General features: G+C 63.5%; 31 protein-coding genes. 30 read left to right on the top strand and 1 reads right to left on the bottom strand.

The genetic code is table 11. The annotated features are described in order from the left end of the window. From AC0Z6F_RS22065 to AC0Z6F_RS22205, 29 genes are all read left to right on the top strand, one after another. The coding region (locus AC0Z6F_RS22065) for an EF-Tu C-terminal domain-related protein (RefSeq protein ID WP_485618455.1) at nt 1–699 on the top strand (699 nt) is incomplete at its 5' end. Nucleotides 700–1,032: 333 nt separating this feature from the next. After that, a complete protein-coding gene (rpsJ, locus tag AC0Z6F_RS22070; protein WP_005408208.1) occupies nt 1,033–1,344 on the top strand; it encodes a 30S ribosomal protein S10 in 312 nt (103 codons plus the stop codon). Between the two features lie 11 nt (nt 1,345–1,355). Continuing rightward, nucleotides 1,356–2,006 carry a 50S ribosomal protein L3 gene (gene rplC, locus AC0Z6F_RS22075; protein WP_004145336.1) on the top strand — a complete coding sequence of 217 codons (651 nt, stop codon included), beginning with the start codon at nt 1,356–1,358 and terminating at the stop codon, nt 2,004–2,006. 12 nt (nt 2,007–2,018) lie between these two features. Next, complete coding sequence (gene rplD, locus AC0Z6F_RS22080; RefSeq protein ID WP_004145337.1) at nt 2,019–2,624, top strand: 50S ribosomal protein L4; 606 nt, start codon at nt 2,019–2,021, stop codon at nt 2,622–2,624. Continuing rightward, nucleotides 2,621–2,920, top strand: coding sequence for a 50S ribosomal protein L23 (gene rplW, locus AC0Z6F_RS22085; protein ID WP_004145338.1), 300 nt, complete (start codon nt 2,621–2,623; stop codon nt 2,918–2,920). Before rplD ends, rplW begins: the two co-directional genes overlap by 4 nt. Before the next feature lie 10 nt (nt 2,921–2,930). After that, nucleotides 2,931–3,758, top strand: a complete 828-nt coding sequence (gene rplB, locus AC0Z6F_RS22090; protein WP_004145339.1) for a 50S ribosomal protein L2 — start codon at nt 2,931–2,933, stop codon at nt 3,756–3,758. Nucleotides 3,759–3,764: 6 nt separating this feature from the next. Beyond that, nucleotides 3,765–4,034 (top strand): 30S ribosomal protein S19, encoded by a 270-nt coding sequence (gene rpsS, locus AC0Z6F_RS22095; protein WP_004145340.1) that lies wholly within the window; start codon nt 3,765–3,767, stop codon nt 4,032–4,034. 12 nt (nt 4,035–4,046) lie between these two features. Then, the gene (gene rplV / locus AC0Z6F_RS22100) at nt 4,047–4,382 is read left to right on the top strand and encodes a 50S ribosomal protein L22 (RefSeq protein ID WP_004145348.1); all 336 of its coding nucleotides are present in this window, start codon (nt 4,047–4,049) and stop codon (nt 4,380–4,382) included. An 18-nt stretch (nt 4,383–4,400) separates the two neighbouring features. Further along, nucleotides 4,401–5,135: a 30S ribosomal protein S3 gene (gene rpsC / locus AC0Z6F_RS22105; RefSeq protein ID WP_004145350.1), complete on the top strand. Its 735-nt coding sequence runs from the start codon at nt 4,401–4,403 to the stop codon at nt 5,133–5,135. A gap of 5 nt (nt 5,136–5,140) precedes the next feature. Then, nucleotides 5,141–5,554, top strand: a complete 414-nt coding sequence (gene rplP, locus AC0Z6F_RS22110) for a 50S ribosomal protein L16 (protein WP_004145352.1) — start codon at nt 5,141–5,143, stop codon at nt 5,552–5,554. Then, nucleotides 5,554–5,739, top strand: a complete 186-nt coding sequence (gene rpmC / locus AC0Z6F_RS22115) for a 50S ribosomal protein L29 (RefSeq protein ID WP_004145353.1) — start codon at nt 5,554–5,556, stop codon at nt 5,737–5,739. The genes rplP and rpmC overlap by 1 nt, the downstream gene beginning before the upstream one ends. A gap of 11 nt (nt 5,740–5,750) precedes the next feature. Next, nucleotides 5,751–6,020, top strand: coding sequence for a 30S ribosomal protein S17 (gene rpsQ, locus AC0Z6F_RS22120; RefSeq protein ID WP_004145355.1), 270 nt, complete (start codon nt 5,751–5,753; stop codon nt 6,018–6,020). A gap of 12 nt (nt 6,021–6,032) precedes the next feature. Further along, complete coding sequence (gene rplN / locus AC0Z6F_RS22125; RefSeq protein WP_004145357.1) at nt 6,033–6,401, top strand: 50S ribosomal protein L14; 369 nt, start codon at nt 6,033–6,035, stop codon at nt 6,399–6,401. A gap of 16 nt (nt 6,402–6,417) precedes the next feature. Continuing rightward, complete coding sequence (gene rplX, locus AC0Z6F_RS22130; protein ID WP_004145359.1) at nt 6,418–6,735, top strand: 50S ribosomal protein L24; 318 nt, start codon at nt 6,418–6,420, stop codon at nt 6,733–6,735. A gap of 11 nt (nt 6,736–6,746) precedes the next feature. Next, entirely contained in the window at nt 6,747–7,289 is a 543-nt protein-coding gene (rplE, locus tag AC0Z6F_RS22135; RefSeq protein ID WP_004145361.1) for a 50S ribosomal protein L5, read from the top strand. An 18-nt stretch (nt 7,290–7,307) separates the two neighbouring features. Then, complete coding sequence (rpsN, locus tag AC0Z6F_RS22140) at nt 7,308–7,613, top strand: 30S ribosomal protein S14 (RefSeq protein WP_004145363.1); 306 nt, start codon at nt 7,308–7,310, stop codon at nt 7,611–7,613. A gap of 259 nt (nt 7,614–7,872) precedes the next feature. Further along, entirely contained in the window at nt 7,873–8,271 is a 399-nt protein-coding gene (gene rpsH, locus AC0Z6F_RS22145; RefSeq protein WP_004145387.1) for a 30S ribosomal protein S8, read from the top strand. Nucleotides 8,272–8,289: 18 nt separating this feature from the next. Further along, nucleotides 8,290–8,814 (top strand): 50S ribosomal protein L6, encoded by a 525-nt coding sequence (gene rplF / locus AC0Z6F_RS22150; RefSeq protein WP_004145389.1) that lies wholly within the window; start codon nt 8,290–8,292, stop codon nt 8,812–8,814. An 80-nt stretch (nt 8,815–8,894) separates the two neighbouring features. Then, nucleotides 8,895–9,254, top strand: coding sequence for a 50S ribosomal protein L18 (rplR, locus tag AC0Z6F_RS22155; protein ID WP_174238316.1), 360 nt, complete (start codon nt 8,895–8,897; stop codon nt 9,252–9,254). Between the two features lie 161 nt (nt 9,255–9,415). Beyond that, a complete protein-coding gene (gene rpsE / locus AC0Z6F_RS22160) occupies nt 9,416–9,958 on the top strand; it encodes a 30S ribosomal protein S5 (RefSeq protein ID WP_004145411.1) in 543 nt (180 codons plus the stop codon). Continuing rightward, nucleotides 9,951–10,142, top strand: a complete 192-nt coding sequence (gene rpmD / locus AC0Z6F_RS22165; RefSeq protein WP_004145412.1) for a 50S ribosomal protein L30 — start codon at nt 9,951–9,953, stop codon at nt 10,140–10,142. Before rpsE ends, rpmD begins: the two co-directional genes overlap by 8 nt. A gap of 6 nt (nt 10,143–10,148) precedes the next feature. Further along, nucleotides 10,149–10,592, top strand: coding sequence for a 50S ribosomal protein L15 (gene rplO, locus AC0Z6F_RS22170; protein ID WP_004154498.1), 444 nt, complete (start codon nt 10,149–10,151; stop codon nt 10,590–10,592). 7 nt (nt 10,593–10,599) lie between these two features. Then, nucleotides 10,600–11,967, top strand: coding sequence for a preprotein translocase subunit SecY (gene secY, locus AC0Z6F_RS22175; RefSeq protein ID WP_004145436.1), 1,368 nt, complete (start codon nt 10,600–10,602; stop codon nt 11,965–11,967). Nucleotides 11,968–12,314: 347 nt separating this feature from the next. Further along, on the top strand, nt 12,315–12,671 hold the full coding sequence (gene rpsM / locus AC0Z6F_RS22180) for a 30S ribosomal protein S13 (protein ID WP_004145437.1): 357 nt from the start codon (nt 12,315–12,317) through the stop codon (nt 12,669–12,671). A gap of 11 nt (nt 12,672–12,682) precedes the next feature. Next, nucleotides 12,683–13,072, top strand: coding sequence for a 30S ribosomal protein S11 (gene rpsK, locus AC0Z6F_RS22185; protein WP_004145443.1), 390 nt, complete (start codon nt 12,683–12,685; stop codon nt 13,070–13,072). A 15-nt stretch (nt 13,073–13,087) separates the two neighbouring features. After that, a complete protein-coding gene (gene rpsD, locus AC0Z6F_RS22190) occupies nt 13,088–13,717 on the top strand; it encodes a 30S ribosomal protein S4 (protein WP_004145446.1) in 630 nt (209 codons plus the stop codon). A 55-nt stretch (nt 13,718–13,772) separates the two neighbouring features. Then, complete coding sequence (locus AC0Z6F_RS22195; RefSeq protein WP_004145453.1) at nt 13,773–14,771, top strand: DNA-directed RNA polymerase subunit alpha; 999 nt, start codon at nt 13,773–13,775, stop codon at nt 14,769–14,771. A 197-nt stretch (nt 14,772–14,968) separates the two neighbouring features. Next, complete coding sequence (rplQ, locus tag AC0Z6F_RS22200) at nt 14,969–15,352, top strand: 50S ribosomal protein L17 (protein ID WP_004145464.1); 384 nt, start codon at nt 14,969–14,971, stop codon at nt 15,350–15,352. A gap of 237 nt (nt 15,353–15,589) precedes the next feature. Then, complete coding sequence (locus AC0Z6F_RS22205) at nt 15,590–16,096, top strand: disulfide bond formation protein B (RefSeq protein ID WP_004145477.1); 507 nt, start codon at nt 15,590–15,592, stop codon at nt 16,094–16,096. A gap of 105 nt (nt 16,097–16,201) precedes the next feature. On the opposite strand, the gene AC0Z6F_RS22210 is transcribed toward AC0Z6F_RS22205, so the two are convergent. Further along, complete coding sequence (locus AC0Z6F_RS22210) at nt 16,202–18,328, bottom strand: TonB-dependent receptor (RefSeq protein ID WP_012510157.1); 2,127 nt, start codon at nt 18,326–18,328, stop codon at nt 16,202–16,204. A 221-nt stretch (nt 18,329–18,549) separates the two neighbouring features. Here AC0Z6F_RS22210 and AC0Z6F_RS22215 point away from each other — a divergent pair, with 221 nt between their 5' ends. Beyond that, nucleotides 18,550–19,941, top strand: a complete 1,392-nt coding sequence (locus tag AC0Z6F_RS22215) for a class II 3-deoxy-7-phosphoheptulonate synthase (RefSeq protein WP_012510158.1) — start codon at nt 18,550–18,552, stop codon at nt 19,939–19,941. Nucleotides 19,942–20,580: the final 639 nt, after the last annotated feature.

The raw sequence follows: 20,580 nt of genomic DNA on the forward strand, positions 1-20,580 counted from the left end.
GGCGACGACACCCCGATCATCGCCGGTTCGGCCCGTCTGGCGCTGGAAGGCGACCAGAGCGACATCGGCGTGCCGGCCATCCTGAAGCTGGTCGATGCCCTGGACAGCTGGATTCCGGAGCCGGAGCGTGCGATCGACAAGCCGTTCCTGATGCCGGTGGAAGACGTGTTCTCGATCTCGGGCCGCGGCACCGTAGTGACCGGTCGTATCGAGCGCGGCATCATCAAGGTCGGCGACGAAATCGAAATCGTCGGTATCCGTCCGGTGCAGAAGACCACCGTGACCGGCGTTGAAATGTTCCGCAAGCTGCTGGACCAGGGTCAGGCAGGCGACAACGCTGGCCTGCTGCTGCGCGGCACCAAGCGTGACGACGTCGAGCGTGGCCAGGTTCTGGCCAAGCCGGGTTCGATCAAGCCGCACACCAAGTTTGAAGGCGAAGTGTACGTGCTGTCGAAGGATGAGGGCGGCCGTCACACCCCGTTCTTCAACGGCTACCGCCCGCAGTTCTACTTCCGCACCACCGACATCACCGGTGCAGCCCAGCTGCCGGAAGGCGTCGAAATGGTGATGCCGGGTGACAACGTCAAGATGGTCGTCACCCTGATCAACCCGGTGGCAATGGACGAAGGCCTGCGCTTCGCCATCCGCGAAGGCGGCCGTACCGTCGGCGCCGGCGTGGTCTCGAAGATCATCGAGTAATCTGGTAGTATCTGCGCCCCGATGTTGCCTGGGTAGGGCATCGGGGCGTATCAAAATGGGAAAGCAGGCACAGGATGTGCCTTGTGTTCCCCGGACCAGGAAGGGTCAATGCCATTCAGGCGGCGTCAACAGGAGACTGTTGACAGCTGCCTTGCGTGCCATTATGCTTCTACGTCTGGGCAGACCGGGGAACGGGTCTGCCTACGTTTTTGAGGTCCATGGATTGACCTTGTCGGCCTGCAGGAGTGCGGGCCGTCTGTATTCAGGAATTTCATGGGACAAAGCAACCCAGAGGCTTTGTCTGTCGCTCTTTTAACGAAGGAACCTACCGCCATGGCGGACCAAAAGATCCGGATCCGGCTGAAAGCGTTCGATCATCGTCTGATCGACCGTTCGGCCAGCGAGATCGTTGAGACGGCCAAGCGGACCGGCGCGCAAGTGCGTGGCCCGATCCCGCTGCCGACCAAGATCGAGCGTTATACCGTTCTCGTCTCCCCGCACGTCGACAAGGACGCGCGTGACCAGTACGAGACCCGCACGCACAAGCGCGTGCTCGATATCGTTGACCCGAATGACAAGACCGTGGACGCGCTGATGAAGCTCGAACTGGCTGCCGGCGTCGACGTTCAGATCAAGCTGACCTGAGGACTACGACCATGACGAAGAAGTATTCGTTGGGCTTCGTGGGCCGCAAGGCTGGCATGAGCCGCGTGTTCACCGAAGATGGTCGTTCCATCCCGGTGACCCTGATCGAAGCAACCCCGAACCGCATCGCGCAGATCAAGACCGTCGAAACCGACGGCTACAGCGCCGTGCAGGTGACCGTCGGCGCGCGTCGCGCTGCCCTGGTCAACAAGCCGGAAGCCGGCCACTTCGCCAAGGCGAAGGTGGAAGCGGGTCGTGGCCTGTGGGAATTCCGCGTTGAAGACGCGCAGCTCGGCGATTTCGCCGTTGGCGGCGAAGTCAAGGCGGACATCTTCGAAGTCGGCCAGATCGTCGACGTCCAGGGTGTCACCAAGGGTAAGGGTTTCCAGGGCACCATCAAGCGCCACAACTTCCGTATGGGCGATGCAACCCACGGTAACTCGCTGTCGCATCGCGCGCCGGGTTCGCTGGGTCAGCGCCAGACCCCGGGTCGCGTTTTCCCGGGCAAGAAGATGTCGGGCCACATGGGCGCGGTGCAGCAGAGCACCCAGAACCTGGAAGTGGTCAAGGTCGACGTGGAGCGCGGTCTGATCGCGGTTCGCGGCGCCGTTCCGGGCGCGGCGGGTGGCGATGTAATCGTCCGTCCGGCGAGCAAGGCATAAGGAGAGATGACGATGGAACTCGTTATCACGGGTAGCAACAACAAGGTCTCGGTCTCCGACGCCGTGTTCGGTCGCGATTTCAGCGAAGATCTGGTCCACCAGGTCGTCGTTGCTTACCGCAACGCCGGTCGCGCCGGCACCAAGGCGCAGAAGACTCGCTCCGAAGTGGCAGGTACCACCAAGAAGTCGAAGAAGCAGAAGGGCGGCGGCGCGCGTCATGGCGCACTGACGGCTCCGATCTTCGTCGGCGGCGGTGTCACCTTCGCGGCAAAGCCGCGCAGCTTCGAGCAGAAGGTCAATCGTAAGCAGTACCGTGCCGCCATGTGCGCGATCCTGTCCGAGCTGAACCGTCAGGGCCGTCTGACCATCGTGGAGTCCTTCGATGTCGAAGTGACCAACACGAAGGGTCTGATCGCCAAGCTGGCCGGCCTGGAAGTGGGCAAGCGCCCGCTGATCGTCACTGAAGAAGCCTCCGAGCACCTGTACCTGTCCGCCCGCAATCTGCCGTACGTGCAGGTGCGTGACGTCCAGGGCCTGGATCCGGTGTCGCTGGTCGGTGCCGACACGGTCGTCATCACCGCTGACGCGGTCAAGAAGGTCGAGGAGTGGCTGGCATGAACAGCAACGAAAAAATCTTCAGCGTGCTGCGTGCCCCGCGTGTCTCCGAAAAGACCGCGCGCCTGCAGGAACTCTCCAACCAGTATGTCTTCGAAGTTTCGAACGAAGCCACCAAGGCCGATGTAAAGGCCGCGGTTGAGCAGCTGTTCGACGTCAAGGTCGAAGCAGTCAACGTGGTCAACGTCAAGGGCAAGAACAAGTCCTTCCGTAACCGTGCTGGCCGCCGCGGCGATTGGCGCAAGGCGTACGTTCGCCTGGCCGACGGCCAGTCGATCGATGTAACGGCCAAGGCCTGAGGTACATCCCATGCCATTGATGAAATTCAAGCCCACTTCCCCCGGCCGCCGTTCGGCCGTGCGCGTGGTCACTCCCGACCTGCACAAGGGTGCTCCGCACGCCGCGCTGGTCGAGTCGCAGAGCCGCTCGGGTGGTCGTAACCACCATGGCCGCATCACCGTGCGTCACGTCGGTGGTGGTGCCAAGCAGCACTACCGCATCATCGACTTCAAGCGCAACAAGCTGGGCATCCCGGCGCGCGTGGAACGCATCGAATACGATCCGAACCGCACCGCCCACATCGCCCTGCTGTGCTACGTCGACGGCGAGCGTCGCTACATCATCGCCCCGAAGGGTCTGAAGGCGGGTGATCAGGTGATCGCCGGTTCGGACGCCCCGATCAAGGCGGGCAACACCCTGCCGCTGCGCAACATCCCGGTTGGTACCACCATCCACTGCATCGAACTGAAGCCCGGCAAGGGCGCTCAGATCGCCCGCGCCGCGGGTGCGGCCGTGCAGCTGGTGGCTCGTGAAGGCATCTACGCCACCCTGCGCCTGCGCTCGGGTGAAATGCGCAAGGTTCCGGTCGAGTGCTGCGCAACCATCGGCGAAGTCGGCAACGACGAGCACAGCCTGGAAAAGCTGGGCAAGGCCGGTGCCAAGCGCTGGCGCGGCGTCCGCCCGACCGTTCGTGGTGCAGCCATGAACCCGGTTGACCACCCGCACGGTGGTGGTGAGGCGAAGGCCGGCCAGGGTAACCCGCATCCGGTCACCCCGTGGGGTGTCCCGACCAAGGGTTACAAGACGCGCCATAACAAGCGCACTCAGCAGTTCATCGTCCGCGATCGTAGGGGCTAATCGACCATGGCACGTTCACTCAAGAAGGGCCCGTTTGTCGATCACCACCTGGTTGCTAAGGTGGCTGCCGCTGCGGGTAGCAAGCGTCCGATCAAGACCTGGTCGCGTCGTTCGATGATCCTGCCTGACATGGTAGGCGTCACCATTGCCGTGCATAACGGCAAGAACCACATCCCGGTTCTCGTCAACGAGAACATGGTCGGCCACAAGCTCGGCGAATTTGCCATCACCCGGACCTTCAAGGGTCACGGTGGTGACAAGAAGTCGGGCAAGTAAGGAGAGATGACAATGGAAGCGAAAGCCATCCTGCGCACTGCGCGCATCTCCCCGCAGAAGGCTCGTCTGGTCGCTGACCAGGTGCGCGGTCTGCCGGCCGAGCGTGCGGTCAACCTGCTGAAGTTCTCGGACAAGAAGGCTGCCCACCTGATCAAGAAGGTGGTGGAGTCGGCTATTGCAAATGCCGAGAACAACCAGGGCGCCGACGTCGACGAGCTGAAGGTCCAGACCATCATGGTTGATGAAGGTCCGACCCTGAAGCGTTTCATGGCGCGGGCGAAAGGCCGCGGTACCCGCATCCTCAAGCGCACCAGCCACATCACTGTGGTTGTGGGCGCCGCCAAGTAAGCGGATAAGGAAAAGACCATGGGTCATAAAGTTCATCCGATTGGTATCCGCCTCGGCATTTCCAAGGACTGGAACTCCAAGTGGTACGCCAACAAGGCCGAGTTCGCTGGTTACCTGGCAGCCGACCTGAAAGTTCGCGAAATGCTGCGCAAGAAGCTGGCTCAGGCCGGCATCAGCAAGATCCTGATCGAGCGTCCGGCCAAGACCGCTCGCGTGACGATCCACACCGCCCGTCCGGGCGTGGTGATCGGCAAGCGCGGTGAGGACATCGAGAAGCTGCGCAAGGAAGTGAGCGAGATGATGGGCGTCCCGGCGCACATCAACGTCACCGAAGTGCGCAAGCCGGAGCTGGACGCACAGCTGGTTGCCGAATCGATCGCGCAGCAGCTGGAGCGTCGCATCATGTTCCGCCGCGCCATGAAGCGCTCGGTGGGCAACGCGATGCGCCTGGGTGCCCTGGGCATCAAGGTCAACGTCGGTGGCCGCCTCAACGGTGCAGAAATCGCCCGTTCGGAGTGGTACCGCGAAGGCCGCGTGCCGCTGCACACCCTGCGTGCCGACATCGACTATGGCTTCGCTGAAGCCAAGACGACCTACGGCATCATCGGCATCAAGGTCTGGATCTACAAGGGCGAAGTCTTCGATTTCTCCCAGGTTGGCCAGGAAAAGCAGGACGACACCCCGTCGCGCAACGATCGTCACGATCGCGGCGACCGTGGTGACCGTCAGCGCCCGGCCCGTGAAGCGAGGTAACGACAATGTTGCAACCCAAGCGAACCAAGTACCGCAAGGTACACAAGGGCCGTAACGAAGGCCTGAGCTGGAGCGCCAACGCTGTCAGCTTCGGCGAATACGGCCTGAAGGCAACCGCCCACGGTCAGCTGACCGCGCGTCAGATCGAAGCGGCTCGCCGCTCGATCAGCCGCTACGTGAAGCGCGGCGGCAAGATGTGGATCCGCGTGTTCCCCGACAAGCCCATCACCAAGAAGCCCATCGAAGTTCGAATGGGTTCGGGTAAGGGCAACGTGGAATACTGGGTGGCCCAGATCCAGCCCGGCCGCATGATCTATGAAATCGAGGGTGTTACCGAAGACGTGGCACGCGAGGCATTCCGCCTGGCCGCCGCCAAGCTCTCGGTCACCACCACTTTCGTGACCCGGACGGTGCGCTGATGGAACTCAAAACTCTCCGTGAAAAGTCGGCTGACGAACTCAAGGCCCACCTGATCGACCTGCGTAAGGAACAGTTCTCTGTCCGTATGCAGCAGGTCACCGGCCAGCTGCCGAAGACACACGACATCCGCCGGGTCCGTCGCGAGATTGCTCGCGTCAAGACCCTGCTCGGCAGCACGAAGTAAGGATGGCCGCTATGAGCGACAATACTGAAAACAAGGCGCTGCGCACGGTCGAAGGCCGTGTCGTCAGCAATAAGATGGACAAGACGGTTACCGTCCTGGTTGAGCGTCAGGTCAAGCACGCGCTGTACGGCAAGTACATCAAGCGCTCGACCAAGCTGCACGCCCACGATGCCGACAACGCCTGCAAGGAAGGCGATGTCGTCCGCGTGACCGAGATTGCTCCGATGTCCAAGACCAAGAACTGGCGCGTGGTGGAAGTCATCACGCGTGCGGCTGAATAAGGAGTCTGAATCATGATCCAGATGCAGAGCTACCTTGACGTCGCGGACAATTCGGGTGCCAAGCAGGTGATGTGCTTCAAGGTGCTGGGTGGTTCCAAGCGCCGTTACGCCGGTATCGGCGACATCATCAAGGTCACCGTGAAGGATGCAATTCCGCGCGGCAAGGTCAAGAAGGGTGAAGTGTATGACGCCGTCGTGGTGCGTACCCGCAAGGGTGTGCGTCGCGCCGATGGCTCGCTGATCCGCTTCGACGGCAACGCTGCCGTTCTGCTGAACAGCAAGCAGGAGCCGATCGGTACCCGTATCTTCGGGCCGGTGACGCGTGAACTTCGTTCGGAGAAGTTCATGAAGATCGTCTCGCTCGCTCCCGAAGTGCTGTGAGCGACAGGAGATAATCATGGCTAACCGTATCAAGAAGGGCGACCAGGTTGTCGTCAACGCCGGCAAGGACAAGGGCAAGCAGGGCGAAATCGTCCGCGTCGACGGCGACCGTGTGGTCGTCGCCAACGTGAACATCGTCAAGCGCCACACCAAGCCGAACCCGCAGGCAGGTGTTGCCGGCGGCGTGGTCGAGCGTGAAGCGTCGATCCATATCTCCAACGTGAATGTGCTGAACCCGGCTTCGGGCAAGGGCGAACGCGTTGGCTTCAAGGTGCTGGAGGATGGACGCAAACTGCGTGTGTTCCGCTCCAGCGGTGAGGCGCTCGACGCCTGAGGAATGTGAAGATGACTTCCCGTCTCGAAAAGTTTTACAAGGAAGAAGTGGTGCCGGCGCTGATGAAGCAGTTCGGCTACACCAATCCGATGGAAGTGCCGAAGCTGGTCAAGGTCACCCTGAACATGGGTGTCGGCGAAGCGGCCACCAACAAGAAGATCCTGGAAAACGCCGTCGGCGACATGACCAAGATTTCCGGCCAGAAGCCGGTTGTCACCAAGTCGCGTATCTCGGTTGCGTCGTTCAAGATCCGTGATGGTTGGCCGATCGGCTGCAAGACCACGCTGCGTCGCCACAAGATGTACGAGTTCCTGGACCGCCTGATCAACATCTCGCTGCCGCGCGTGCGCGACTTCCGTGGTGTTTCCGGTCGTTCCTTTGACGGTCGCGGCAACTTCAACATGGGTGTGAAGGAACAGATCATCTTCCCGGAAATCGACTTCGACGCTGTCGACGCGATCCGCGGCATGGATATCGCCATCACCACCACTGCGAAGACCGACGCGGAAGCGAAGGCGCTGCTGGCAGCGTTCAAGTTCCCGTTCCGTAACTGATCCGTCGAGGAAACCGAAATGGCAAAGACCTCCATGGTCAACCGCGACATCAAGCGGAAGAAGCTGGCTGAAAAGTACGCTGTCAAGCGTGCGGCTCTGAAGAAGATCGTGTCCTCGCAGGACGCGACCTACGAAGAGAAGATCGAGGCCGCCACCAAGCTGTCGAAGCTGCCGCGCGATTCGTCGCCGAGCCGCCACCGCAGCCGCTGCGAACTGTCTGGCCGCCCGCGTGGCGTGTACAGCAAGTTCGGCCTGGGTCGCAACAAGCTGCGCGAAGCCACCATGCGTGGCGACGTTCCGGGCCTGCGCAAGGCCAGCTGGTAATCCCAGCCGGCCCTGCGTTCAGGAGCCCCCTCCGGGGCTCCTGAACCGGGCAGGGGAGGCGTTCAGCTTTCCCTCTGCGAAAAAACCCGAAGAGCCCGACGCAAGTCGGGCTCTTTTGGCGTATACTCCCGCGTCTTGCCCTGTGCAAACGGGGATGTAGGAGTGGGCTTCCGGCTCACTGCATGAAGGGACCTGGCCCGTTTCCAGGAGACAACAGATTTTCGCGAAAGCGGATATCGGTGCACTCAAAGGTACTCATATGAGCATGACTGATCCCATCGCCGACCTGCTGGTCCGCATCAAGAATGCGGCCGCGGTTGGCAAGCAGACGGTGAAAGCCCCGTCGTCCAAGATCAAGGTTGCGATCGCCCAGGTCCTGAAGGACGAGGGTTACATCACCGACCTGCGCGTTACCGCGCTCGAGAACAACAAGTCCGAGCTGGAAATCGTGCTGAAGTATTTCGAAGGCAAGCCGGTCATCGCGACCCTGAAGCGCTTCTCGCGTTCGGGCCTGCGCCAGTACCGCGGCAAGAGCGAGCTGCCGAAGGTCATGAACGGCCTGGGTATCTCCATCATTTCCACCTCCAAGGGCATCATGACTGATGCGCAGGCGCGCCAGCTGGGCGTCGGCGGCGAAGTCCTGTGCTTCGTGGCCTAAGGCGAAAGGAGTAGAACTATGTCCCGCGTAGCCAAGAAGCCGATCGACCTGGGTAAGGTTGAACTGAACGTCCAGAACGACAACGTCACCGCCAAGGGCCCGAAGGGCACCCTGTCGCTGGCCAAGCCGGCTGGTATTGCCATCAACGTCGAGAACGGCGTTGCCACCCTGAGCACCGAAAGCGTCGATCTGATCCCGCTGACCGGTACCGTCCGCGCCATCCTGTCCAACATGGTCAAGGGTGTTTCCGAAGGCTTCGAGCGCAAGCTGGAGCTGGTCGGCGTGGGTTACCGTGCCGCCATGCAGGGCAAGGACCTCAGCCTGTCGCTGGGCTTCTCGCACCCGATCGTGTTCGTGGCGCCGGAAGGCATCACCATCACCACCCCGACCCAGACCGAAATCCTGGTGCAGGGCGCTGACAAGCAGGTCGTCGGTGAAGTCGCCGCCAAGATCCGTGCGTTCCGCAAGCCGGAACCGTACAAGGGCAAGGGCGTGAAGTACTCCGACGAAGTCATCATCCGTAAGGAAGCCAAGAAGGCGTAAGTGCGAGTCCCTCGCAAGAGCCCGCACATCCCTGTGCGGACTCCTCAGGGAAAAGCCCATCCTTCAGCTTTCAAGGAATAATCAAAATGAACAAGAACATCGCCCGCCTGCGTCGCGCCAAGTCGACCCGCGCCCACATCCGTGAGCTCGGTGTCGCCCGCCTGTCGGTGCTGCGCACCGGTCAGCACCTGTACGCCCAGGTCTTCACCGCCGACGGCTCCAAGGTGCTGGCTGCTGCCAACACCACCCAGGCCGACATCAAGGACGGCCTGAAGAACGGCAAGAACGCTGATGCTGCTGCCAAGGTTGGCCGTATCGTTGCCGAGCGCGCCAAGGCCGCCGGCGTCGAGAAGGTTGCCTTCGATCGTTCGGGCTACCGCTACCACGGCCGCATCAAGGCCCTGGCAGAAGCCGCCCGCGAAGCCGGCCTGCAGTTCTAAGGGACAAGGGCAGGGGACCTCTGGTCTCCTGCCCGCCTGCTCGCCAGCCTGAGTGAGGCTGGACGGCGCCGCTCTTCTGCAGCGGCCCACCGGGTCAACGCGTCACTCCACAACCATAAGCGGCCTCGAGCCGTACATACCCAAACAACCAAGGAATCAAGATGGCAGAAGAACGTCAGCAGCGGGGTCGCGATCGCGACCGTAACCGCGAAGAGAAAGTCGACGACGGCATGATCGAAAAGCTGGTCGCGGTCAACCGCGTCAGCAAGACCGTCAAGGGTGGCCGCCAGTTCACCTTCACCGCCCTGACTGTTGTCGGCGACGGCGAAGGCAAGGTCGGTTTCGGTTATGGCAAGGCCCGCGAAGTGCCGGTCGCCATCCAGAAGTCGATGGAACAGGCTCGCAAGAACCTGGTCAGCGTTGACCTGAACAACGGCACCCTGTGGCACACCATCAAGGATGGTCACGGCGCAGCCCGCGTGTTCATGCAGCCGGCTTCCGAAGGTACCGGCGTCATCGCCGGCGGTGCCATGCGCGCCGTGCTGGAAGCGGTTGGCGTGAAGAACGTGCTGGCCAAGGCCACCGGTTCGCGCAACCCGATCAACCTGGTGCGTGCCACCGTGAAGGGCCTGTCTGCTGCGCAGTCGCCGGCTCGCATCGCGGCCAAGCGCGGCAAGAAGGTGGAGGAACTCAACCATGGCTAATGAGTCCAACAAGACTGTGAAGGTGCGCCTGGTGCGTGGCCTGCGTGGTGCTCAGTCGCGTCACCGCCTGTCGGTGCGTGCTCTGGGCCTGAACAAGCTGAACGATGTGCGTGAACTGAAGGACAGCCCGCAGGTTCGCGGCCTGATCAACACCGTTCACTACCTCGTCAAGGTTGAGGAGTAATCGATCATGACTCTGCGTCTCAATGAACTGAGCCCGGCACCGGGCGCCCGCACCGAGCGCACCCGCGTCGGTCGCGGTATCGGCTCGGGCCTGGGCAAGACTGCCGGCCGCGGCCACAAGGGTTCGTTCGCCCGTAAGGGTGGCGGCAAGATCAAGGCTGGCTTCGAAGGCGGCCAGACCCCCATGCAGCGTCGTCTGCCGAAGATCGGCTTCCGTTCGCCGATCGCCAAGGACACCGCTGAAGTGCTGCTGTACGCGCTGGACAAGCTGCCGGCCGGTGAGATCGACTTCGCCGCCCTGCGTGCTGCCAAGCTGGTCCCGAGCACTGCAAAGAAGGCCAAGGTCGTCGTCAAGGGCGAAGTGACCAAGGCGTTCACCCTGAAGGGTATCGCTGCCACGGCTGGTGCCAAGGCTGCGATCGAAGCTGCCGGCGGCAGCGTAACGGAGTAAGAGAATCATGGCGCAAGCTGGCATCGGTAACCTCGCGGGCGGAATGGGCAAGTTCACTGAACTTCGCCAACGTTTGCTGTTCGTCGTCGGGGCTTTGATCGTCTATCGCATCGGCTGCTATGTGCCGGTGCCGGGCGTCAATCCCGATGCCATGCTTGCCATGATGCAACAGCAGGGCGGCGGCATCGTGGACATGTTCAACATGTTCTCGGGCGGCGCCCTGCACCGTTTCAGCATCTTCGCGCTGAACGTGATGCCGTACATCTCGGCATCGATCGTGATGCAGCTGGCCGTGCACATCTTCCCCGCCCTGAAGGCGATGCAGAAGGAAGGTGAGTCCGGTCGCCGCAAGATCACCCAGTATTCGCGCATCGGCGCCGTGCTGCTGGCAGTGGTGCAGGGCGGTTCGATCGCGCTGGCCCTGCAGGGCCAGGTCTCGCCGTCGGGCGCTCCGGTCGTGTACGCACCGGGCATGGGCTTCGTGCTCACCGCCGTGGTCGCGCTGACCGCCGGCACCATGTTCCTGATGTGGGTCGGTGAGCAGGTCACCGAGCGCGGCATCGGCAACGGCGTGTCGCTGATCATCTTCGCCGGTATCGTGGCCGGCCTCCCGGGTGCGGTCATCCACACCTTCGACGCCTACCGCGACGGCAATATCCAGTTCATCCAGCTGCTGCTGATCGCCATCGTCGTGCTGGCCTTCACCTTCTTCGTGGTGTTCGTCGAGCGTGGCCAGCGCCGGATCACGGTGAACTACGCGCGCCGCCAGGGCGGTCGCAACGCGTACATGAACCAGACCTCGTTCCTGCCGCTGAAGCTCAACATGGCCGGCGTCATCCCGGCGATCTTCGCCTCGAGCCTGCTGGCCTTCCCGGCCACCCTGGCGATGTGGTCCGGCCAGGCTGCGAACCAGAGCAGCACCGGCCAGATCCTGCAGAAGGTGGCCAACGCCCTCGGTCCGGGCGAGCCGCTGCACATGATCGTGTTCGCCGCGCTGATCACCGGTTTCGCGTTCTTCTACACCGCGCTGGTGTTCAACTCGCAGGAAACCGCCGACAACCTGAAGAAGTCGGGTGCGCTGATTCCGGGCATTCGTCCGGGCAAGGCCACTGCTGATTACATCGATGGCGTGCTGACCCGCCTGACCGCGGCCGGCTCGGCCTACCTGGTGATCGTCTGCCTGCTGCCGGAACTGATGCGCACGCAGCTGAACGCCTCGTTCTACTTCGGCGGTACTTCGCTGCTGATCGTGGTGGTGGTGGTGATGGACTTCATCGCCCAGGTGCAGGCGCACCTGATGTCGCACCAGTACGAGAGCCTGCTGAAGAAGGCCAACCTGAAGGGCGGCAACCGCGGCGGCTTTGCCCGCGGCTGATAGGCCTGTTATACTTTCGTCTTCCTGACGTGATGGTCCCTCCGCTTCGCGGACTCCGGCCACACAAACGAAGGGCGGCCCCCGCAGCGGTTCCGGGTGGGGGTGTGATGAGGTGGTCCCGCGCTGGAGTAGCGCGGGCGACCCCGGGGGAAACCCCAGGATCAACCCCATCCGGCGCCGGAGCCTGGGCACACTCCCCAGGCCGGGTTCATGAAACCAATGGTTTCACGGGCTTCCATGTAAACCGGAACCTTGTTAGTATCGCTAGTTCACTTTTTTGATCCATCCTGCCGGATTGGCGTGCCCGAGGCGCGCTGTCGGCCATCACTCAGCTGGAGAACCGCGTCATGGCGCGTATTGCAGGCGTCAACCTGCCAGCCCAGAAGCACGTCTGGGTCGGGTTGCAAAGCATTTACGGCATCGGCCGTACCCGTTCGAAGAAGGTCTGCGAAGTCGCAGGCGTTGCTTCGACCACCAAGATCCGCGACCTGTCGGAGCCGGAAATCGAGCGCCTGCGCGCCGAAGTCGGCAAGTACATCGTGGAAGGCGATCTGCGCCGTGAAATCGGCATCGCGATCAAGCGCCTGATGGACCTGGGCTGCTACCGCGGCCTGCGTCACCGTCGCGGCCTGCCGCTGCGTGGCCAGCGCACCCGTACCAACGCCCGCACCCGCAAGGGCCCGCGCAAGGCGATCAGGAAGTAAGGGACCTATAAATGGCTAAGCCCGCTGCTAAAACCAAGAAGAAGATCAAGCGCGTCGTCACCGACGGCGTCGCCCACGTCCACGCTTCGTTCAACAACACCATCGTGACCATCACCGACCGCCAGGGCAACGCTCTGTCGTGGGCGACCTCCGGTGGCGCTGGCTTCCGCGGTTCGCGCAAGTCGACCCCGTTCGCTGCCCAGGTGGCTGCCGAAAAGGCCGGTCGTGCTGCGCTGGACTACGGCGTGAAGTCGCTGGAAGTCCGCATCAAGGGTCCGGGTCCGGGCCGTGAGTCGGCCGTGCGTTCGTTGAACAACGTCGGCTACAAGATCACCAACATCATCGACGTGACGCCCATCCCGCACAACGGGTGCCGTCCGCCGAAGAAGCGTCGCGTCTAAAGGGAGCGATAAGAAATGGCTCGTTATATCGGTCCTACCTGTAAGCTCGCCCGTCGCGAAGGCGCCGACCTGTCCCTGAAGAGCCCGGCGCGTGCGCTGGACTCCAAGTGCAAGCTGGAGCAGAAGCCCGGCCAGCACGGCGCCACTGCCCGTAAGGGCAAGCTGTCCGACTACGCCACCCAGCTGCGTGAAAAGCAGAAGGTCAAGCGTATCTACGGCCTGCTGGAGCGTCAGTTCCGCAACTACTACAAGAAGGCCTCGACCAAGAAGGGCAACACCGGCGAGAACCTCCTGCAGCTGCTGGAAACCCGCCTGGACAACGTCGTCTACCGCATGGGCTTCGCCGTGACCCGTCCGGCTGCCCGTCAGCTGGTGTCGCACCGCGGCGTCACCGTGAATGGCAAGTCGGTCAACCTGGCTTCGTACCAGGTCAAGGCTGGCGACGCCATCGCCCTGTCTGAAAAGGCTGCCAAGCAGCTGCGCGTCCAGGAAGCCCTGACCGTCGCCGCCCAGCATGACCTGAGCCCGTCGTGGGTTGAAGTGGATTCCGGTAAGTTCACCGGCATCTTCAAGGCTGTTCCGGATCGTTCGGATCTGCCTGCGGACATCAACGAAGCGCTGATCGTCGAGCTGTATTCGAAGTAATTCACATTGGAGAGCCCCCGGCGACGGCCGGGGGTTCACTAGGAGAACCCGCAACATGACGGTTACCGCCAACCAGGTTCTGCGTCCTCGCGGTCCGCAGATCGAACGCCTTACCGACACCCGTGCAAAGGTCGTTATCGAACCTTTGGAGCGGGGTTACGGGCATACGCTGGGTAATGCCCTGCGTCGCGTGCTGCTGTCGTCCATCCCGGGCTTCGCCATCACGGAAGTCGAAATCGACGGCGTGTTGCATGAGTACACCACGGTCGAAGGTCTGCAGGAGGACGTGCTGGAAGTCCTGCTGAACCTGAAGGACGTGGCCATCCGTATGCACTCCGGCGACAGCGCCACCCTGTCCCTGTCCAAGCAGGGCCCGGGCGTTGTCACCGCTGCCGATATCAAGGTCGACCACAATGTGGAGATCCTGAACGGCGACCATGTCATCTGCCACCTGACCAAGGACACGGCAGTCAACATGCGTCTGAAGATCGAACGTGGTTTCGGCTACCAGCCGGCTGCCGCGCGTCGTCGTCCGGACGAAGAAACCCGTGCCATCGGCCGTCTGGTCCTGGATGCCTCGTTCTCGCCGGTCCGCCGCGTCGCCTATGCCGTGGAAGCGGCCCGCGTCGAGCAGCGTACCGACCTGGACAAGCTGGTCATCGATATCGAGACCAACGGCACCATCGATGCCGAGGAAGCCGTGCGCACCGCCGCCGACATCCTCAGCGACCAGCTGTCGGTGTTCGGTGACTTCACCCACCGCGACCGCGGTGCGGCCAAGCCGGCCAACAACGGCGTGGATCCGGTGCTGCTGCGCCCGATCGACGATCTGGAGCTGACCGTGCGTTCGGCGAACTGCCTGAAGGCCGAAAGCATCTACTACATCGGCGATCTGATCCAGAAGACCGAAGTGGAGCTGCTGAAGACCCCGAACCTGGGCAAGAAGTCGCTCACCGAGATCAAGGAAGTGCTGGCCCAGCGTGGCCTGTCACTCGGCATGAAGCTGGAGAACTGGCCGCCGGCCGGCGTCGCCAGCCACGGCATGCTGGGCTGATATCGCCTTTCTGCAAGACCGCATGGCCCCGTCGGCAACGGCGGGGCCATTGCACCCAGGCAACACCGCCACGACGAACGAAGGTTCGCGGGCAGGTCGTCCAGGATGGATGGCCAGGACCAACCGCAGTCCGCGCAGCAACGCCATGAAGGCGACAACGATCCGCACAGCCACATCATTAACCAAGGAATATCACCATGCGTCACCAGAAGTCTGGCCGTAAGTTCAGCCGCACCAGCGCCCACCGCGAAGCGATGTTCAAGAACATGGCCGCCTCGCTGTTCAAGCACGAGCTGATCAAGACCACCCTGCCGAAGGCCAAGGAACTGCGCCGCGTTGCCGAGCCGCTGATCACCCTGGCCAAGGTCGACTCCGTCGCCAACCGCCGTCTGGCCTTCGCCCGTCTGCGCGACAACGAAGCCGTGGGCAACCTGTTCACCATCCTGGGCCCGCGCTACGCGAACCGTCCGGGCGGCTACCTGCGCCTGCTGAAGTGCGGCTTCCGCGCCGGCGACAACGCGCCGATGGCCTACGTCGAGCTGGTTGACCGTCCGGTCGTGGCCGAGGCAGTGGCCGAGTAATCGGACCGCTCCAACGCGACACAGCGAAAGCCCGGCCTCTGCCGGGCTTTTGCGTTCTGGTAGCGCCGGGCCATGCCCGGCGTTTCCGTTTCCGTTTCCGCTGCGCTCGCCGGGCATGGCCCGGCGCTACCTGCAGCTGGCGCTGACCCACACCGTTCCGACAGGCGTCACCCGCAGCGGTTCGAATGGCGCGCACTCTCGGTTACGCTTGGCGCCTGATCCATTTGAGCGTTGACGATGAATCCACTGCGCTGGCCGTTCCGCGCCCAGTTCTTCCTGGGCTTCCTGATCTGCGCGGGCCTGCTTGGCTACGCGATCTTCCTGCAGCTGAAAATGGGCCTGGAGCCGTGTCCGTTGTGCATCTTCCAGCGCCTGGCGTTCGCCGCGCTCGGCCTGCTGTTCCTGATCGGTGCACTGCACGGGCCGTCCAACCGCCCGGGCCGGGCCACTTACGGTGTGCTTGCTTTCATTGCCGCAGCCGTGGGTGTTGGCATCGCCGCGCGCCACGTCTACGTGCAGATGCTGCCGCCGGAAATGGGCGCCACCTGTGGTCCGCCGCTGGCCTTCCTGAGCGAGACCATGGGGCCGCTGGAAGTGTTCCGCACGGTGCTGACCGGTACCGGCAACTGCGGCAACATCGACTGGACCTTCCTGGGCCTGACCATGCCGATGTGGTCGGGCGTGTGGTTCCTGCTGCTGGCGCTGTGGGCGCTGGTGGTGTCGTTGCGCAAGGTCAAGCGCTGAAAGCGAAATGGGGTCGGATCCCTTTGCATCGCAAAGGGCTCTGACCCCATTCCCGGTGCGGGGTCAGAGCCCTTTCCTGCGGAAAGGGATCCGACCCCTGTCTCCTCAGAAGTCCTGCTGCAGGCTCAGGTAAGCGCCGCGGCGCGGTCCCCACTGCGGTGCGAAGACGCCGACACCGCCGCCATCGCGCAGCTGGTAGCTGCGGTCCAGCGCGTTGATCACCGCCAGCTGTACGTGCAGCGGATGGCCGCTGTTGGCATTGAAGTCATGTCCTGCACTGAGGTTCACCTGCAGGTACGACGGCAGCTCTCCACCGTTGGGGACGCCCTCGACATCCGATCGCAACCCGCTGCCGAACACGTAGTTGGCCCCGATCCGGTTGTGGCCGGCGAAGGCGTAGCTGAAGCCGCCTGATGAGGTCAGCTTCTGGTCGTGGTCCAGGTGGATCCAGTGGTCGGCCACGTAGGCCAGCGCCTCGGGATCAAGGTTGTACTGGCCGGTGATGACGTCGGTGCCGATGGCCTTGTTCAGGGCGGCATTGACGTAGGCGCTGAACGGGCCGTTGCTGTAGTCGGCACTGAACTCCAGGCCACGGATGTGGCCGCGGCGGTAGTTGAACGTCGAATAGATGTACGCGGCGCCGAACTGGCCTTCGTCCTGCAGGCGTGAGACGCGGCGATCATAGGCATCCAGGCCCAGGGTCAGGTGCTCACCCAGCTGCTGCGAGACGCCGATGTCGTAGTAGTCGCTGCGTTCGGCCAGCGCTGTACTGTTGCCGGCGTTGGACTGCTGGTTGCTGGTGCCGTCGTACAGGGCGATGTCGCTGCTGGCGATCAGTTCGCTGGCCGGTGGCGTGAAGTAGCGTGAGTAGCCCGCGTGCACGGTAGTGCTGTCGCTGGCATTCCAGACCACGCCCACGCGCGGGCTGAGCTGGCCCTCGGTGTGGCCAAAGGCCTTGTAGCGGTCGCCACGCAGCCCGTAGTTCACGGTCCAGTCGTCGCCGATCTTCCATTCGTCCTGCACGTACAGCGCCAGCGTGCTGGCGTGGAACGCGCTGCGATCGGGAATCAGCTGTGGCGTGGTGCTGGACTGCTGGCCGTCGGCGCCGACCGGAAACACCCAGCTGTCGTTGCTGGCCTGCGCGTTCTCGTAGTTGCCGTACAGGCCGTAGCGCAGCGTGTGGTCGTTGCCCAGCGGCGTGGAGAAGTCTGCCTGCAGGGTGTTGGCGCGGTTGCTGCGCTGGACCTGGGAGGCGACGCCGCTGAACACCAGGTCGCCGATCACGTCGGGATTGAACGCCACATCGCTGTAGCGCTGCCCGGCCGAGAGCTGGTAGGCAGTGCTGCCCAGCGTGCCCTGCAGCACCAGCATGCCGAAGCGGGTGGTCTCGCGTTGGGTCTCATCCAGCTGGCTGGAGTCGAAGGTGGTGGTGTCCAGGTAGCCGAACTGTGGCGTCTGCCCGGAGTTGACCGGGATCTGGAAGCGGTTGTTGGCGAAGCCGGCGAACACGCTCAGGCGGGTGTTCTCGTTGACCAGGTAGGTGAGGTCGGCGAACGCCTTGCCCTGGTGGGTGTCGTCGTGGAGCGGCCTGCGTGAGTTGGTCGGGTTCTCCAGGCCGACCTCGTTCTGGTCGTAGTTGCCGGTCAGGAACCAGCTCCAGCGGCCCTGGTTGCCCCACCACGAGGCATTCGGATTGACCTTGCCGAATGAGCCGGCGGTCAGGCCAGCGCTGCCGCCGTTGCCGAGCTCGGCACCGCTGCGGGTGGTGATGTCGACCACCGCAGCAGTACGCTCACCAAACTGCGCCGGCAGCGCGCCGTCCATCAGGCGGATGCTCTTGATGGTGCGCGCGTCCAGGGTCTGGCCGAAGCCGGAGATCGATTCGGGCAGCAGCACGCCGTTGATGCGGTACTGCAGGTTGGCGTGGTCGCCGCGTACGTGCACGCCGCCGTAAGAGTCCTGGACCACGCCCGGCGCCTGCAGCAGCACCTGGCTGAGCGGCGCAGAGGCGCCCAGCGGCTGCTTCTGGATGTCATCGGCGGTGATCTGGTACTGGCTGCTGCCGATGTCCGGCGACAGCGCGTTGCGGGCCTGATCGAGCTGGGCACTGACGGTGACCGTATCCAGGTCCTTGACCGTGGTTCTGCCGTCATCGGTGGTGGCCGCGAAGGCGGGCAGGCTGGCCAGGGCCAGGGCGAAGGTGATGCCGGTAGCGAGGGGCGAGGGCTTCATGATGGGAAGAGTGATGGCAGGGCGTGGAAGGGGCCGTTCCGTGACGTGTGAGTGTTACTCCGTAACAAATCATGCGCCCGCCCCAGGCGGCTGACCATGCTGGATCTGGCCGCTCGCTTCGGCCTTTCCCTTCCGTTCAGCAGGGCGGCCCGGGAGCGCCGGCCCTTTGCGGCAGCGGCTGGCGATGCGACCATGACCGCCCCCCATCCCGGAAGTCTGCAATGAGCCTGTCCGCCGTTCCGCCCGTCCCCGAACCCGCTGCGACCGCCGCTGGCGCTGCCTGGTCGCCGGAGAGCTGGCGTGGCAAGACCGCGCTGCAGATGCCGACCTATCCCGATCCGGTGGCGCTGGACGCCGCCCTGCACGAGCTGAAGCGACTGCCGCCGCTGGTCACGTCGTGGGAAATCCTGGCGCTGAAGCAGCAGCTGGCCGAGGCCCAGGAAGGCAAGCGCTTCCTGCTACAGGGCGGTGACTGCGCGGAGAATTTCAGCGACTGCGAATCAGGCACCATTTCCAACCGGTTGAAAGTGCTGCTGCAGATGAGCCTGGTACTGGTGCACGGCCTGCGCCAGCCGGTGATCCGCGTTGGGCGCTTTGCCGGCCAGTACGCCAAGCCGCGTTCGGCCGATACCGAAACCCGTGACGGCGTAACCCTGCCCAGCTACCGCGGTGATGTCATCAACGCGCCGGCCTTCACCGAAGCGGCACGGCTGCCGGATCCGAAGCGGATGCTGCAGGCCCACGCGCACTCGGCGATGACCATGAACTTCGTGCGTGCGCTGATTGACGGTGGTTTCGCCGACCTGCACCACCCCGAGTACTGGAACCTGGAATGGGTGAGCCATTCGCCGTTGGCCGCCGACTACCAGAAGATGGTGGCCTCGATCGGCGATGCGGTGCATTTCATGGAGACCCTGGCCGGGGCCCGCGTGCACAACCTCAACCGCATCGATTTCTACACCTCGCATGAAGCGCTGCTGTTGCCCTACGAGCAGGCGTTGACCCGGCAGGTGCCGCGCCAGCAGGGCTGGTTGAACCTGAGCACGCACTACCCGTGGATCGGCATGCGCACGGCCGCGCTCGACGGCGCGCACGTGGAGTACCTGCGTGGCGTGCGCAACCCGATTGCGATCAAGGTCGGCCCGTCGGTGACGCCGGACCAGCTGCTGCGCCTGATCGATGTGCTCAATCCGCATGACGAGCCGGGCCGCCTGAGCTTCATCCATCGCATGGGTGCCGCGCAGATCGCCGAGAAGCTGCCGCCGCTGCTGGACGCGGTCAAGCGCGATGGCCGCCGCGTGCTGTGGGTGTGCGATGCGATGCATGGCAATACCGAAAGCACCGCCAATGGTTTCAAGACGCGCCGCTTCGACAACGTGCGTGGCGAAGTGGAGATGTCGTTCGATCTGCATGCGGCCGCAGGCACGCGCCTGGGCGGCGTGCACCTGGAACTGACCGGCGAAGACGTGACCGAGTGCACCGGTGGCGCGCGTGAGCTGACCGAACGTGACCTGGAGCGCGCCTACCGTTCGACGGTGGACCCGCGGTTGAACTACGAGCAGTCGCTGGAAATCGCGATGGCGATCGTGCGCAAGCAGGAACAGGTTCGGTAAGGGTTTTTCGGCAGGGCTTGCAGCCCTGCACCTGCGGTAGTGCCGGCCGCTGGCCGGCAACCTCAACAGCAACGGCAGAAGCGGGTATTCCGTGGGTTGGCGGGGCGGTGTCGGAGTGCGGCGACGCCGCAAGTACGTCCCTGTAGGCTCGGTCGCCGCTTGCTCGTGTGCGCTGTCCTGCGCACACGGCAAGACCAGGGTTGGGCATCCTGCCCAACCCGCCCGAGGCATGCCTCGGGCCCATGCGGCTGACACCCCGCACTCCGACACCGCCCCACCTTCGACAGTTCCCCGCCGCTGTAGGTGGGGGCCGACCGTTGGTCGGCACATCTGTCAGATATCGAATGAATTCATCCACGCATGGCGTGGATCTACTGGCAACTGCGGCTATCGGTACGTGTGGCTGTTGGTAGGTGTCGACCTTGGTCGACACGATTTTTCTGTCAGATATCGAATTTCATCAGGGGTCAGAGCCCGTTACGCATCAACGGGATCCGACCCTGTGCCGTACCGTCAGATCGCGGGAAACTGTCGAAGGCGGGGTGGGTCCGGTTGCGGGGGCGTGAGCCGCATGGATGCGGCGACCGAGCTTACATGGACGTACTTGCAGCGCCCCCCGCAACCGGACCCACCCCGCCA

The organism is Stenotrophomonas sp. 1L-E-5-B-C3, assembly GCF_057292075.1.